The organism is Planktotalea frisia (assembly GCF_001890925.1).
GTDB lineage: Bacteria > Pseudomonadota > Alphaproteobacteria > Rhodobacterales > Rhodobacteraceae > Planktotalea > Planktotalea frisia.
In genome coordinates this window covers 1-14,567 of the sequence record NZ_MLCB01000138.1, presented here as the reverse complement: position 1 = coordinate 14,567, position 14,567 = coordinate 1, and the positions used below count along the sequence as shown (strand labels likewise).

15 protein-coding genes are annotated in these 14,567 nt (G+C 54.1%); 10 read left to right on the top strand and 5 right to left on the bottom strand.

Features of this window, described 5'->3' with window-relative positions; genetic code table 11:
• The first annotated feature begins 38 nt into the window (after positions 1 to 38).
• A complete protein-coding gene (locus tag PFRI_RS10790; RefSeq protein ID WP_072630715.1) occupies positions 39 to 725 on the top strand; it encodes a thiamine diphosphokinase in 687 nt (228 codons plus the stop codon).
• On the opposite strand, the gene PFRI_RS10785 is transcribed toward PFRI_RS10790, so the two are convergent.
• From PFRI_RS10785 to PFRI_RS10775, 3 genes are all read right to left on the bottom strand, one after another.
• Positions 679 to 1,587, bottom strand: a complete 909-nt coding sequence (locus PFRI_RS10785) for a DMT family transporter (protein WP_072630714.1) — start codon at positions 1,585 to 1,587, stop codon at positions 679 to 681. The two genes, PFRI_RS10790 and PFRI_RS10785, sit on opposite strands and share 47 nt — an antisense overlap.
• Before the next feature lie 93 nt (positions 1,588 to 1,680).
• Positions 1,681 to 3,054: an L-serine ammonia-lyase gene (locus tag PFRI_RS10780; RefSeq protein ID WP_072630713.1), complete on the bottom strand. Its 1,374-nt coding sequence runs from the start codon at positions 3,052 to 3,054 to the stop codon at positions 1,681 to 1,683.
• Positions 3,054 to 3,260: a hypothetical protein gene (locus tag PFRI_RS10775; RefSeq protein ID WP_072630712.1), complete on the bottom strand. Its 207-nt coding sequence runs from the start codon at positions 3,258 to 3,260 to the stop codon at positions 3,054 to 3,056. The genes PFRI_RS10780 and PFRI_RS10775 overlap by 1 nt, the downstream gene beginning before the upstream one ends.
• Positions 3,261 to 3,375: 115 nt before the next feature.
• On the opposite strand from PFRI_RS10775, the gene rpiA reads away from it, so the two are divergent.
• From rpiA to PFRI_RS10745, 6 genes are all read left to right on the top strand, one after another.
• Positions 3,376 to 4,164 (top strand): ribose-5-phosphate isomerase RpiA, encoded by a 789-nt coding sequence (rpiA, locus tag PFRI_RS10770; RefSeq protein ID WP_072630738.1) that lies wholly within the window; start codon positions 3,376 to 3,378, stop codon positions 4,162 to 4,164.
• 45 nt (positions 4,165 to 4,209) lie between these two features.
• On the top strand, positions 4,210 to 5,568 hold the full coding sequence (gene gor / locus PFRI_RS10765; RefSeq protein WP_072630711.1) for a glutathione-disulfide reductase: 1,359 nt from the start codon (positions 4,210 to 4,212) through the stop codon (positions 5,566 to 5,568).
• 71 nt (positions 5,569 to 5,639) lie between these two features.
• Complete coding sequence (gene hflK, locus PFRI_RS10760) at positions 5,640 to 6,788, top strand: FtsH protease activity modulator HflK (protein ID WP_072630710.1); 1,149 nt, start codon at positions 5,640 to 5,642, stop codon at positions 6,786 to 6,788.
• Positions 6,788 to 7,660, top strand: a complete 873-nt coding sequence (gene hflC / locus PFRI_RS10755; protein ID WP_072630709.1) for a protease modulator HflC — start codon at positions 6,788 to 6,790, stop codon at positions 7,658 to 7,660. The genes hflK and hflC overlap by 1 nt, the downstream gene beginning before the upstream one ends.
• Positions 7,661 to 7,664: 4 nt before the next feature.
• A complete protein-coding gene (locus tag PFRI_RS10750) occupies positions 7,665 to 7,865 on the top strand; it encodes a DUF2065 domain-containing protein (protein ID WP_072630708.1) in 201 nt (66 codons plus the stop codon).
• A 169-nt stretch (positions 7,866 to 8,034) separates the two neighbouring features.
• The gene (locus PFRI_RS10745) at positions 8,035 to 9,525 is read left to right on the top strand and encodes a DegQ family serine endoprotease (RefSeq protein WP_072630707.1); all 1,491 of its coding nucleotides are present in this window, start codon (positions 8,035 to 8,037) and stop codon (positions 9,523 to 9,525) included.
• A 54-nt stretch (positions 9,526 to 9,579) separates the two neighbouring features.
• Here PFRI_RS10745 and PFRI_RS10740 read toward each other — a convergent pair whose 3' ends face one another.
• On the bottom strand, positions 9,580 to 10,155 hold the full coding sequence (locus PFRI_RS10740; protein ID WP_072630706.1) for a peptidoglycan-binding domain-containing protein: 576 nt from the start codon (positions 10,153 to 10,155) through the stop codon (positions 9,580 to 9,582).
• A gap of 196 nt (positions 10,156 to 10,351) precedes the next feature.
• Here PFRI_RS10740 and PFRI_RS10735 point away from each other — a divergent pair, with 196 nt between their 5' ends.
• Together PFRI_RS10735 and PFRI_RS10730 are read left to right on the top strand one after the other, a co-directional pair.
• A complete protein-coding gene (locus PFRI_RS10735) occupies positions 10,352 to 10,675 on the top strand; it encodes a 2Fe-2S iron-sulfur cluster-binding protein (RefSeq protein ID WP_072630705.1) in 324 nt (107 codons plus the stop codon).
• On the top strand, positions 10,675 to 11,367 hold the full coding sequence (locus tag PFRI_RS10730; RefSeq protein ID WP_072630704.1) for an FG-GAP repeat domain-containing protein: 693 nt from the start codon (positions 10,675 to 10,677) through the stop codon (positions 11,365 to 11,367). Before PFRI_RS10735 ends, PFRI_RS10730 begins: the two co-directional genes overlap by 1 nt.
• A gap of 1 nt (position 11,368) precedes the next feature.
• Here the strand turns inward: PFRI_RS10730 and purD are convergent, their stop codons facing one another.
• The gene (gene purD, locus PFRI_RS10725) at positions 11,369 to 12,631 is read right to left on the bottom strand and encodes a phosphoribosylamine--glycine ligase (protein ID WP_072630703.1); all 1,263 of its coding nucleotides are present in this window, start codon (positions 12,629 to 12,631) and stop codon (positions 11,369 to 11,371) included.
• Positions 12,632 to 12,711: 80 nt separating this feature from the next.
• On the opposite strand from purD, the gene xseA reads away from it, so the two are divergent.
• A complete protein-coding gene (xseA, locus tag PFRI_RS10720; RefSeq protein WP_072630702.1) occupies positions 12,712 to 14,262 on the top strand; it encodes an exodeoxyribonuclease VII large subunit in 1,551 nt (516 codons plus the stop codon).
• Positions 14,263 to 14,567 lie beyond the last annotated feature (305 nt).

Below are 14,567 nucleotides of genomic sequence, written 5' to 3'. Positions count from 1 at the left end.
CCAAATGTGATCTGTTTCCCTAAAGGTGTTAATCTGTCGTGATTTCTAAAATTGTTCGCAAATTGGAACCTATAACTCTGGTGGGCGGCGCAGCTGTTAACAGTCAGCAACTGGAGCGCGCGATTGTTGAGGCCCCGACGCTTGTCGCCGCGGACGGCGGGGCGGCGCATATAGTACGCGCAGGCAGGGTGCCCGAGGCCGTCATAGGAGATATGGATTCGCTTTCGGGCGATTTAAAGGCCGCTTTGCCCAAAGACATCGTCCACGAGATCGAAGAGCAAGACAGTACCGATTTCGAGAAATGTATGCTGCGGATTGAAACGCCGTTGGTTGTTGGACTTGGGTTTTTGGGTGGCCGTTTGGATCATCAGCTGGCGGCATTTCACGGGTTGATGCAGTTTCAAGATCAGCGCTGTGTATTGCTAGGGTCTGATGAGGTCGTCTTTCTATGTCCGCCGCTGCTGGACTTACCTTTAAGCGCGGGAACGCCTGTATCATTGTTTCCGCTAGGGCCCGTTACAGGGCGGGCGTCAGGTTTAAGGTGGTCGTTTGAAAGCCTTGATTTTTCGCCTGGTGAAAATATTGGAACGTCCAACGTTGCAGATGGTGCGATTTCATTGGCGATGACGGCGCCTGCAATGCTGTGCATCCTGCCTGCGCAGTGCTTTGAAGCGGTGGTTAAGGCACTTGTGGCGCAATCCGGCTCATGGCCCGCTCGCGGATGACAATATAAAGACCTGCGGAAATTGTGATTGCGATCCCGACCGAAGCGAGCGTGTTGGGGAGCTCAGAGAATACCAGCCAACCGATGAAGGTGGCAAACGGGATCTCAAGATATTGCATCGGTGCGAGGGTCGCGGAGGGCGCGTAACGTAGCGACCACGTCATGAGAAGATGCGCGAGCGTACCGATGACGCCGATGGCGATGAGCATACCCAGTTCGCTGAGGTTCGGCGCTTTGATCTCAAAAAGTGCGATGTCTGTTTGACTGAAGATCGACAGGATTGGCAAAAGAATGGCGACAGCCATAACACCGTTGACGCCTTGCAAACTAATTGGATCGGTTTGTTTCGCGATCTGACGGGTGACTAACATGAACAGCGAAAAGACAACGGCCACAACAAGCGGCAACAATGCGGGCCAGCCGACGTTTTCGAATGCGGGTTGTATAACGAGCAATGTGCCGATGAAACCAACAGCGCAGGCAATAATCCTGCGCGCGCCGATTTCCTCGCCCAATACGTAATGGCCAAGGAGGAGCATAAGGAACGGCATGACAAATGCGATCGCCACGGCATCCGCGAGTGGAAGATACTGCAGCGCTGTAAACATCGCCGCGATGCCGATGATATGGAGCAAAGTGCGAAGCCACGCGAGACGTAAGATACGGCCTTCTAGACGGAATGGTCTGTTCGTCAGCGCGATCAAGGGTAAAAGCAAAAGCGCCTGCATCGCAAAGCGCGCGAGCAAAAGGATGCCGAGCGGGATAGTCTGGCCAATGATCTTAGCGAGCGCATCGCCTAAAGGGGCCATTACACAAAAGCCAAGCATCAAGAGGATGCCAAGGAGGGGGCGGTCAGCTGTCATGTCAAGACGCTAAGCAGTGCGCGCGGCGATAGCAATTGAGGCGGCAAATTTTCTAGAAAATTTGTATGTGTGATTTTTCTAGAAAAATCGCGCTTAGCAGTTTGGAATGTTTACAGCCAAACCACCGAGTGAAGTCTCTTTGTATTTCTCGCTCATATCCACCCCTGTCTGGCGCATGGTCTCTATACAGGCATCCAGCGGAACCAAGTGTTGCCCATCACCGCGCAAAGCCAACGAAGCCGCGCTTACAGCTTTAATCGCACCAAGACCATTGCGCTCGATGCAGGGCACTTGCACAAGACCCTTCACCGGATCGCAGGTCATGCCCAAGTGATGCTCAAGCGCGATTTCAGCTGCGTTTTCGACCTGTTCAACTGTACCGCCAAGAACGGCGCATAGACCTGCTGCAGCCATGGCGGCAGCGCTTCCAACTTCTGCTTGGCACCCCGCTTCCGCGCCAGAGATCGAGGCGTTGAATTTCACCAAACCGCCAATCGCCGCAGCGGTGAGTAGGAATTCCTCAACCTTGCTCTCCGAAGCATTGGGCACATGATCGAGGTAGTAGCGGATCGTGGCGGGCACGACACCCGCAGCACCGTTGGTGGGGGCTGTAACAACTTGACCACCCGCTGCATTCTCTTCGTTCACCGCCATCGCATAAACGCTCATCCAATCGTTAATCGTATGCGGGGCCGTTAAGTTCATTCCGCGTTCAGCAATCAACGCATCATGAATGCCTTTGGCGCGACGGCGCACGTTTAAACCACCGGGCAAGATGCCATCACGCGCCATACCGCGATCAATGCAATCGCTCATTACTTGCCAAATGCGCGCGGTGCCCGTGCGAAGGCTTTCGGTGCAGCCGCGCGCGATCTCGTTGGCGCGTTTCATTTCTGCGATGCTTTTGCCTGCAATATTCGCCATCTCGAGCATTTCGGCAGCAGATTTGAACGGGTAGGGGACGGGATCGCCTTCGTCGGTGTCTTTGCCCTCTGCCAACTCCGCGGCTGTCATCACAAAGCCACCCCCGATGGAGTAATAGGTTTCTTGAAACGTCACATCGCCTTGGGCGTCTGTCGCCATCAAGATCATACCGTTCGCGTGGCCAGGAAGATTAGGCCCAAAGTCGAATTTCAGATCGTTCTTGGGATCGAAAGCCAGCGGACCCAGCCCGTCTGGCGAGACGTTCTTTGATTGCACAATTTCCGCCATCGCAGCATCTGCTTTTGCATCGTCATAAGTGTCGGGCATAAATCCAGCAAGACCAAGCACCGTGGCGCGATCTGTGGCATGGCCAACACCTGTGAACGCAAGTGAGCCATGCAAGGACGCGCGCAACCCGTGAAACTCGAACGGGGACGCGCGCAATGCATCCAAGAAGCGCGCGGCGGCGACCATAGGGCCCATGGTGTGGGATGAGGACGGGCCGATGCCCACTTTGAACATATCGAAGACGGATAGAAACATTATGTGTCACTGCCTTTTGAAAGCTTGGAAAGGTTGGAAAAAGCTGGGGCGCTGAAAGTGGGGGGCCGTTCTTGTGTCACAGCTCTTGGAGCAAGGTTGGCATGGGGGACCGCCGTCTTCTTAAACGCGGGAATCATTTCAGGCGCAATGCGGATAGGCATCGAGGCGGTGTCGCGGGCGCAGTGGTGTGTATAGATTTCCTTCATACCTTCCCTTTACGCGGTCTTTGCGTGTGTGCGACGCTGAAAAGCGACATTCCGCTCTCGCGCCCCGTCCAAGCTATGCGTATAAGGACGAAAGCTGCCAAGGAGTTGAATGAACATGAGCGGAGAATTGTCGCCTATCGATAAGGCAAAATTTGTTGCGGCCAAGCGTGCTGCGGCCTTCGTCGAAGACGGTATGCGGGTTGGGCTTGGAACCGGATCAACGGCGGCTTGGCTCGTGCGCTGCTTGGGTGAAATGGTGCGCGACGATGGTTTGCGCATTCGCGGTGTTCCAACATCAACACGCACAGCCGTTTTGGCCCGCGAAGTCGGCATCGAGGTCATTTCGCTGGATGAGGCGCGTTGGCTCGACATTACGATTGACGGCGCGGATGAATTTGATGGCGATCTGAACCTGATCAAAGGCGGCGGCGGCGCGCATTTGCAAGAAAAGATTGTAGCGACCGCGTCTGATCAGATGATCGTGATCACGGATGCCAGTAAAGAAGTCGAAACGCTTGGTGCGTTTCCTTTGCCGATCGAGGTTATTCCTTTCGGTTGGCAGACCACGCGCGCGCTCGTGGAAGAAACGCTTGTCTCAATGGACGTGCTCGGACGTGACATCAGCCTGCGTATGAACGGCGATGCGCCTTTCATCACGGATGAGGGTAATCATATCCTAGATCTCAACCTCAAACGGATCGGTAATCCACGTCAATTGGCCATGGTAATCAACCAGATGCCCGGTGTCGTGGAAAATGGCTTGTTCATTGATATTTGTGACACAGTTGTGATCGGTCACGGGGATGGCAAGGTCGAAGTGCGCGACATAAATACAGGTACTGTTGAACATGACCGTCTCGATTTTGTGGAAAGCGACAACCTTTTCAAAGATCTGGCGGATTAAGCGCGCTTAGTCGTAAACACTTGGCGTGAATGAAGGACACTGAGAATGGCATTTGACTACGATCTATTTGTGATTGGCGGCGGCTCTGGTGGCGTGCGCGCAGCGCGTGTTGCAGCGCAAGATACTGGTGCGAAAGTGGCGTTGGCCGAAGAGGACCGCTACGGAGGAACCTGTGTCATTCGTGGCTGTGTCCCTAAGAAACTGATGGTGTTTGCGTCAGGTTACGCAGGGCTCGCGCAAGAGGCTCAGGCCTATGGTTGGGACGTCAGTAACAGAGGCTTCGACTGGAAAGCGTTCCAGAAAAAGATGCACGCCGAGTTGGATCGCCTTGAGGGAATTTACCGCAATTTGTTGAAAAACGCGGGTGTTGAGACGTTTGATAGTCGCGCGCGCATCGCAGATGCGCACACCGTTGAATTGGCGGATGGCACGCGCAAGACTGCGAAACATATTCTGATTGCCGTTGGTGGTCGCCCAGTGAAGCCAGCGATTGCGGGCGCGGAACATGCGATCACCTCGAACGAGATTTTCGACCTCGAGAGCTTGCCAAAATCCATGCTGATTGTTGGGGGTGGCTATATCGCCTCTGAATTTGCAGGTGTGATGAACGGCATGGGCGTTGAGACGACACAATTTTATCGCGGCGATCAGATTTTGCGCGGCTTTGATGATGAAGCGCGCACAGTTGTTGCGCAAGAAATGGTCGTCAAAGGCGTTAACCTTGAGTTGAACACCAACATCGCTGAAATGCGCCGTGAAGGTGCAGGCATCTGGGTGAAAGACACAAACGGCGTTGAGCGTAGCTTTGACCAGGTGATGTTTGCGACGGGACGCGCGCCCAATTCAGATAATCTCGGACTTGAAGATGTCGGCGTTGCGCTGGGCCGAAAGGGCGAGGTGGTTGTCGATGAATATAGCCAGACTGGCGTGCCATCGATTTATGCGGTGGGCGATGTGACGGACCGCGCGAACCTTACGCCGGTTGCTATCCGCGAAGGAATGGCGTTTGTTGAAACTGTCTTCAAAGGCAATCCAACCAAACCAGATCACGACTTGATCCCGACCGCAATTTTCACGCAGCCGGAAATGGGCACAGTTGGTTTGTCAGAGGAAGAGGCAAAGGCGCAAGAACCGATCGAGGTCTACTCAACATCCTTCAAGCCGATGCAGCAAAGTTTCGCAGGCCAAGCAGAGAAAGTGTTGATGAAATTGATCGTCAGCCAAGCAAATCGCAAAGTTTTAGGCTGTCACATTGTCGCGCCCGGCGCGGGTGAATTGATCCAGCTTGCAGGCATCGCTGTAAAGATGGGCGCAACAAAAGAAGACTTTGATCGTACGGTTGCGGTGCACCCGACGATGTCCGAAGAATTGGTAACGATGAAAACACCGACCCGTACGGGTTGAATTCTTGGCAAACCTGACCAGTTTACATGGGTAGGTAGGCCTAACAGACTTAACTAAGGGGAAAAGCTTAAATGGCTGGTAACAACGGCGGCCCATGGGGTGGCGGTGGAAATAACGGATCTGGCGATGATAATCGCGGTTCCGGCAATAATGGTGGCGGACGTCGTCCCGAAGGGGACGGGCCACAGATTCCCGAAATCGACGAGCTGATGAAAAAGGGCCAAGAGCAGTTGCGCGTCCTCATGGGCGGTCGCGGTGGCGGAAATGGCACTAACGGCTCTGGCGGCGGCGCGCCAAGCGGTCCTGCGTTTACGCGCGGAACAGTTGGTCTGGGTGTTGTGGCGGCGGTTGTGCTTTGGGGCATGGCCAGCTTTTACACGGTCAAGCCCGAAGAACAGTCAGTTGAACTGTTCCTTGGAGAGTTCTCTGCAATCGGTAATCCTGGTCTGAACTTCGCACCTTGGCCGCTGGTCACCGCCGAAGTTATTCCGGTCACGCGAGAGCAGACAGAAGATATCGGCGTCGGTGCACGTGGGTCTGAGGCAGGTTTGATGCTGACGGGCGACGAAAACATCGTGGATATCGATTTCCAAGTTGTCTGGAACATCAACGATCCTGCGAAATTCCTGTTCAACCTGCGTGATCCTCAAATGACGATCCGCGCGGTGTCTGAATCGGCGATGCGCGAAATTATCGCCCAGTCAGAGCTTGCGCCGATCCTCAACAGGGACCGTGCGAGCATCGCAGAGCGTTTGGACGATTTGATCCAAAGCACGCTTGATAGCTACGATTCGGGTATGAATGTTGTGCGTGTGAACTTTGACAAAGCCGACCCACCACAGCAGGTGATCGACAGCTTCCGTGAAGTCCAAGCAGCTGAGCAAGAGCGAGACAAACTCGAAAAGCAAGCGGATGCCTATGCAAACCGTATTGTGGCCGAAGCTCGTGGTGAAGCGGCGCAGGTTCTGGAAGAAGCAGAGGGCTATCGCGCCCGCGTGGTCAACGAAGCCACAGGTGAGGCGTCGCGTTTCACAGCTGTTCTAGCAGAGTACGAGAAAGCACCGGAAGTGACACGCAAGCGTCTTTACCTCGAAACGATGGAAGAGGTTCTGGGCCGTGTCGACAAGATCATCTTGGATGATAGCGCGGGCGGTGGCCAAGGCGTCGTTCCATACCTGCCACTCAATGAGCTGCGTAAAAACGCAGGGGGGAGCAACTGATGCGTAAAACAACGTACCTTCTACCAATCGTCGTGATCGCAATTGCGGGACTCCTGTCTTCGGTTTTTATCGTTGACGAACGTGAAAAAGCGTTGGTTCTGCAATTTGGTCGCGTCATTGACGTGAAAGAAGAGCCGGGTTTGGCGTTTAAAATTCCGCTTATTCAAGAGGTTGTCCGCTATGACGACCGTATCCTCAGCCGTGACATCGACCCGCTCGAAGTGACGCCACTAGATGATCGCCGTCTTGTTGTAGACGCTTTCGCGCGGTACCGGATTTCGGACATTAACCAGTTCCGTCAAGCGGTTGGCGTGGGCGGTATTCCTGTCGCCGAGAACCGTTTGGACAGTATTTTGCGCTCTGAAACGCGTGAAATTCTGGGCTCTGTGTCCTCTAACGATATCTTGAGCACAGACCGTGCGGCTTTGATGTTGCGCATCCGAAACGGTGCTATCTCAGAGGCGCGCAATTTGGGGATCGAAGTCATTGATGTGCGTTTGAAGCGGACTGACTTACCGACAGCCAACCTCGAATCTACCTTCGCGAGAATGCGTGCGGAACGTGAGCGTGAAGCTGCCGACGAGATCGCCCGTGGTAACGAAGCCGCTCAGCGTGTGCGCGCCTTAGCGGATCGTACTCAGGTTGAAATCGTGTCTGATGCACGTCGTGATAGCGAAATCACACGAGGTGAAGCGGATGCCGAGCGTAACGCAATCTTCGCGAAAGCTTATGGTGCGGATCAGGAGTTCTTTGAATTCTACCGCTCACTTGAAGCTTACCGCGGCGCGCTGCAAGGCAATAATTCAACCATGGTTCTGTCGCCTGACAGTGACTTCTTTAACTATCTGAAGTCAGACACAAAGTCGGAGTAACCCTATGTTTGCCAACATTTTATTGGCAATCGGTTTGGTCTTGATAATAGAGGGGCTGGTGTACGCACTGGCCCCTTCGCTCGTTGAAGACCTGCTTGAAGCCTTGAGAAATCTATCACTGGAAATGCGCCGAACTTTTGGGTTCTTGGTACTGGTTTTAGGGGTTTGCTTTTTGCTTGCAGCGCGCGCGATGGGGGCTGGATGAAACATTCTGGTTTTTTGTAACTTCGTTCACATAATCTTCACATCCGCTTGAAACACTGAAACGAGATTTGCGTTGCGCCCAAGCGCACCTAGATAGAGGATGAGTACAAAAACCAGCATCACCGATTGAGCTGGCATAGGCTCGGACCAAATAAGGAGGTCTTTCTAAAATGTCTCAGGCACTTGCCCTCTCACAAGACACACAACGCGAAAACCGCAAAGCGCTCTCATGGGCGCTGGCAATGGGGCTCAGCGTTGCTTTGCTCTTACTACAAACACTCAGCGCCGCCGCACGTGGCGCTCCCGAAAGCTTTGCTGATCTAGCAGAGAAAATCAGCCCGGCAGTGGTGAATATCACCACGTCCACAACTGTGGCACGCAACACAGCGCCGCGCGGCGTCGTACCGGAAGGATCCCCATTTGAGGACTTCTTCCGCGAATTTCAAGATCGTAATCGTGGTGGTGATGGCGGCAATGATCGCCCCCGTCGCTCCTCGGCACTTGGTTCTGGCTTTGTGATTTCCGAGGATGGCTTTGTCGTTACGAACAACCACGTGATTGAAGGTGCCGACGAAATCTTGATCGAATTCTTTGAAGGCATGGAATTGCCAGCGAAGGTCATCGGCACAGATCCAAACACCGACATTGCGTTGCTGAAGGTCGAAACCGACAAGCCACTCTCGTTTGTCAGCTTTGGCGATAGCGACGTCTCACGCGTTGGCGATTGGGTCATGGCGATGGGCAACCCGCTCGGTCAGGGTTTCTCTGTCTCTGCGGGCATCGTATCCGCGCGCAATCGTGCGCTGAGCGGTTCTTATGACGACTACATCCAAACGGACGCGGCGATTAACCGTGGTAACTCGGGTGGACCCCTGTTCAACATGGACGGCGATGTGATCGGCGTAAACACGGCGATCCTGTCCCCAAACGGTGGCTCGATCGGCATTGGATTCTCTATGGCATCCAATGTCGTGGTGCGTGTTGTGGATCAACTCAAAGAGTTTGGTGAAACGCGTCGCGGCTGGCTTGGTGTTCGCATTCAAGACGTGACCGACGATGTTGCCGAAGCGATCGGTTTGGAAAAAGCCGCGGGTGCGCTTGTAACGGACGTGCCAGAAGGCCCGTCAGCCGAAGCAGGCATCAAAGCTGGTGATGTGATCATGAGTTTTGACGGAAAAGAAGTCACGGACACGCGTTCATTGGTGAAAACTGTCGGTAATACGCAAGTGGGCAAAGCAGTGCGCGTCATTGTGTTCCGCGATGGTAAAACAGAAACGCTCAAAGTCACTTTGGGTCGTCGTGAAGAAGCGGAAGGCGCAGTGCCTGCATCCCAACCTGCAGAGCCGGAAAAACCCGCCCAGTCTGATATTCTTGGTTTGACCGTTTCAGAAATCACGGATGAATTGCGTGAGCAACTAGAGCTGGCGTCTGGTGCAAGTGGTTTGGTCGTTCAGGACGTAGACGAAACAAGCAAAGCGTTTGAGAAAGGTTTGCGTGCAGGCGATCTGATCACCGAAGCGGGTCAGCAAAAGCTTGCAAGCATTGAGGATTTGAACAAACAAATCGAAGCTGCTCGTGAAGCTGGGCGCAAATCCTTGCTACTGCTTGTACGTCGCGCTGGTGATCCACGCTTTGTTGCACTGTCGCTCGCGGACAGCTAAAGCGATCTAGCAAATACTTAAAAAAGGCCTCGCAATAGCGGGGCCTTTTCTCGTTTATTCTTCTAGATCCAAATCGTAGGCAATCAATCCAAGCTTTCGCGCAGCGGCCAGTGAGAGGATTGAACTGTCGAGCCCTTGGGGAGCCTGGTATTTTCGGATTGCGCTGTATGTTCGCGTATCAATATATCCAGAAACACTGCCGCGATAATGGCCGCGAGCCTTAAGCGCGCGTTGCAGCGTTTCAACAAACTCAACCGTTAGTAAAGGCGCGCAAGGAGTTTCAAACCAAAGTTCTCGGCGTTCTTTAACGATACGTTGCGAGGTTTCGGTTTTGTAAACTGCCGGCGCACTGACCGTTCCGTCTGTGCGAATTTCTGGTGGTTGCAATTGGATTTGATGGGTCACGGTTTCCACCTCAGCCGGGGTCACATGCTTGCCCCAACAGCTGCCTTCCTTCGCACCGGGCGGTGGTGCGGATCGCGTATAAACCAGATCGGGTTCGTCGTTAAACGCAGCTTTCGTGACAGTTTCTAGAGGTGCAGAACAACTTGCAAGGAAACATAGCACGGCCACGCCGCTCACGCGTCGGGTCACCGCAAAACGCGGGATTGCGAAGGGGATGTACTGCATCGCGCCTGTCTCACTGCTTGCCGCCTTATTGGCGATCTCACTTTTCTTAACGTCTTTTTCGCCGCAGTCCTAGCCAATAGATGAAAGAGTACGGCAAGTGCGGCTTTAAAGATGCGCGCGATGACGTAAATGGGACTGGAACGCTTGCGCCTGTGTGTTTAGACAAGCGTAAGGCATCAGTTAAGGACAGATACAAATGGCGAAAATCACCTACATCGAGCACGGCGGCAAAGAGCATGTCGTAGACGTCGCAAATGGCATGACGATCATGGAAGGCGCGCGTGACAATAACATTCCAGGCATCGAGGCCGATTGCGGCGGCGCATGTGCGTGTTCTACGTGCCACGTTTACGTGGATGCGGCTTGGGTCGAAAAACTGCCGGCTAAGGATGACATGGAAGTCGATATGCTCGACTTCGCGTTTGAGCCCGATGAAACGCGTTCGCGTTTGACGTGCCAAGTGAAAGTCACGGATGCGCTAGACGGTCTGGTTGTCCAGATGCCTGAAAAGCAAATCTAATGCGATTGGCTGCGTTTTGTTTGGCTTTGATTTGTGCGGCACCTGCTTTTGCGGGTGTGAAAGAGGCGCGTTTTTCAGAGCCAACAACGCGGTATGCGCATGGAATTTTGGGCGATGCCATTGAGTTTGGCACGCTTGAGATTGTGACGGATGCGGGCAAAGCGATAACGATGCGCTTGCCCGAGACGCGGGTTTTCGAGGATCTTGAGCCGCGTCTTGTTGATGTGGATCTCGATGGTGACAACGAAGTCGTCGTGATCGAATCCAGTACGACTCAAGGCGCGCGCCTCGCGATTTATGATGAGACAGGCTTGGTCGCGGCGACACCATATATAGGTCGATCCAACCGCTGGCTTGCGCCGCTCGGCGCGGCTGATTTGGACGGTGACGGCGCAATTGAGTTGGCCTATATCGACCGTCCACATCTTGCCAAAACTCTGCGAATTTGGCGCTTTGAAGGTGGCCAGCTTACGCATGTCGCGGACCGCTCTGGTTTGACAAATCACCGGATTGGTGAGGATTTCATCTCCGGTGGTGTGATCACTTGCGGCGGCACAGCACAGATTGTCAGTGCGGATGCGAATTGGTCACGTGTCATGATTTCCGAACTCAAAAACGGGAAGATCACCAGCCGTGACGCTGGACCGTTCAGCAAAGCCAATCTAAGAGCGCGCGCGACGACTTGCCGATAGCCTAGAGCGCGCGCCAGCCGATATCGTTGCGATAAAATCCATCTGGCCAATCAACTGACCCGACCATTTCGTAAACGCGCTTATGCGCTTCAGCGAGCGTTGCACCGCGTGCAGTAACGTTCAACACACGCCCACCCGTCGCAACGATTGCGCCATCCCGCTTTGCAGTGCCTGCATGGAAAACAACATTGAAATTATCATCGTCAATGGCGTTTAGCCCCTTGATGACAGTGCCTTTTTCATAAGCGCCGGGGTAGCCATTCGCAGCCATGACAACGGTCATTGCGTGATCGTTGGCCCAGTTGACTTGAGCGTTGTCCAAACGCGCCTCTGCACTGGCGAGCAACAGGTCAAGGATTTGACCCCCAAGGCGCATCATCAGAACCTGACATTCAGGGTCGCCAAAACGAGCGTTATACTCCACCAAGCGCGGCGCGCCGTCTTTGATCATCAGGCCCGCATATAACACCCCTTGGTAGGGCGTACCGCGACGGGCCATTTCGGCCACGCACGGCTTGACGATTTGCTCTAAGGCTTGTGTTGCGATGTCATCCGTCAGGACAGGAGCGGGGGAATAAGCCCCCATGCCACCTGTGTTCGGGCCTGTGTCGCCCTCGCCAACACGTTTGTGATCTTGAGCCGTGCCAATCGGTAGGACGTTCTCACCGTCGCACAGCACAAAGAACGACGCTTCTTCGCCTTCCATAAACTCTTCGATCACCACTTCCGCGCCCGCGCCCCCAAAGGCACCGCCGAACATGTCATCGACCGCGTTGAGCGCGTCTTGCAATTCCATCGCGACGACCACGCCTTTGCCCGCGGCGAGACCATCAGCTTTAACCACGATTGGCGCACCTTGAGCGGTGATATAGGCCTTGGCGCTGGCCGCGTCTGTAAAGTGCCCATACCCTGCGGTTGGCGCATTAGCCGCGACGCAAATTTCTTTGGTGAAAGCTTTGGACGCTTCCAGTTGAGCCGCCGCTTTGGACGGGCCGAATACCAAAAATCCAGCCTCACGCAAATCGTCAGACACGCCAGCGGCGAGGGGTGCTTCAGGACCGATGATCACAAAATCCATCGCTTCCGATTCTGCGAAAGCAATCACATCAGCACTGTTCTCAATATCGAACGACGCACAGGTCGCAATTTTCGCAATGCCTGCATTTCCGGGCGCAACGATCAACTTATCGCATTTGGGGTTCTGCATAACCGCCCACGCCAGCGCGTGTTCGCGCCCACCACCACCGAGAATGAGAATATTCATTGCAAACTCCTGTCTGGGCACCTTGGCCTTCCGCTTGGGGCGTTCTAGTCTGAGCGCATCCGATGCACAAGCGAGCCACAATGTCCGATTTGTTAGACGATCCCCGCGAAGGGGCAAATGAGCCTGAATTTACAGTTTCCGAAATATCGAGCGCCGTGAAACGCACTATTGAGGGGACGTTCGATCATGTGAGGATTCGCGGTGAAGTGGGACGCGTGGTGCATGCGCGCTCGGGGCATTTGTATTTCGACATCAAAGATGATCGCTCTGTTCTGGGCTGTACGGCTTGGAAAGGGCAGGCGGCACGCCTGACTGTGATGCCCGAAGAGGGGATGGAGATCATAGCGACGGGGCGGCTCACCACGTTTCCAGGCCAGTCCAAGTATCAGATGAACGTCCAAGACGTCGCTGTCGCGGGCGAAGGCGCTTTGATGGCGATGCTTGAGAAGCGCAAGAAGAAGCTAGCGGCGGAAGGGCTGTTTGACCTTGATCGCAAGCAAGACACCCCGTTTCTGCCCGAAGTGATCGGCGTTGTAACGTCGCCGACTGGCGCAGTCATTCGTGATATTTTGCATCGTTTAAGGGATCGTTTTCCACGCAAAGTGCTGATTTGGCCTGTGGCTGTGCAAGGCGAGCGGTGTGCACAAGAAGTGGCGCGCGCGATTGAAGGGTTTAACGCGTTCACAGACGGCGGTGCTTTGCCGCGCCCCGATTTGATCATCGTTGCGCGAGGCGGTGGCTCTATCGAAGACCTCTGGGGATTTAACGAAGAGATTGTCGTTCGAGCGGCGTCAGCTTCAAACATCCCGCTGATTTCTGCTGTGGGGCATGAAACCGATACAACTTTAATCGATTTTGCCTCTGATCACCGTGCTCCGACGCCAACAGCTGCCGCAGAACGTGCTGTTCCCGTGCGTGCCGAATTGTTGGCACGCTTGGAAGAAACCGAAAGCCGCCGTATTAATGCAATGCGTGTCGCTTTGAATTATCGCGGCGAAAAGCTGCGCGATCTGTCCCGTGCGCTCCCTCGCAAAGACGCGCTCTTGGGGCAGTCGCAGCAACGCCTTGATCTCGCATCTGCGCGATTACCGAGTGCTTTAACCGCGCGTGTTAGCTTTGGTCGCTCTAAGCTGAGCCAAGCCTCTGGCGCGCTACGTCCCTCGCTTTTGGCGCGCAGTTTGCAAGTCGCGGGTGAACGTGTTGATGATCGCGCCAAACGTCTTTCGCCGGCTTTAGCGCGGCGCACGCGGACGGCTCAGGATGATTTGAGCAAAACTGCCGCGCGCTACAACAATATCGCGCTCGCCCCCCAGATCGAGCGCCGCAAGACCGATTTTTCCAATCTACTTGCGCGTTTCACCCAAGCCGCAAAAGCACAGCAAACACAACACACTAACAAGCTTGACGCGCTAGATCGCTTGCGACTCACGCTTGGGTACACAGCTACCTTGGATCGTGGTTACGCTGTTGTGCGCGGAGCGGATGGCACCGTTTTGACCCGCAAGAAAGACGCCAAATCCCACGTGACGCTTGAGATTGAATTCGCAGATGGCACATTGAGATTGGGAGAGAGTGGTACAACCAAAGCTTCCAAAACAAAAGCTACCGATGATCAAGGGAGTTTATTCTAGTCATATTAACTTTTTGTTAACGTCTTTAGTAAAAAGTCCGAATCAAATGACCAAATAAACGCCCACAACGATTGCTAGGAACGCAGGGAGATAGATGTATCTGCGATTATAAATTGGCGTTGGAGAGAAGCATCTTCCGCATTTTGAGCCCCGAAACGCAATCTGTGACTGCAGTCTTCGCAAGAGTATATCCTCATAGGAGGTGTGTCACCTTATTAAATTGTCTATACACAGAGTCCTCGAGCACCCGACTTTTGACGGGTTGACGTCTGACCGTAGAACGATTCAGCTAACCGCATGATCCG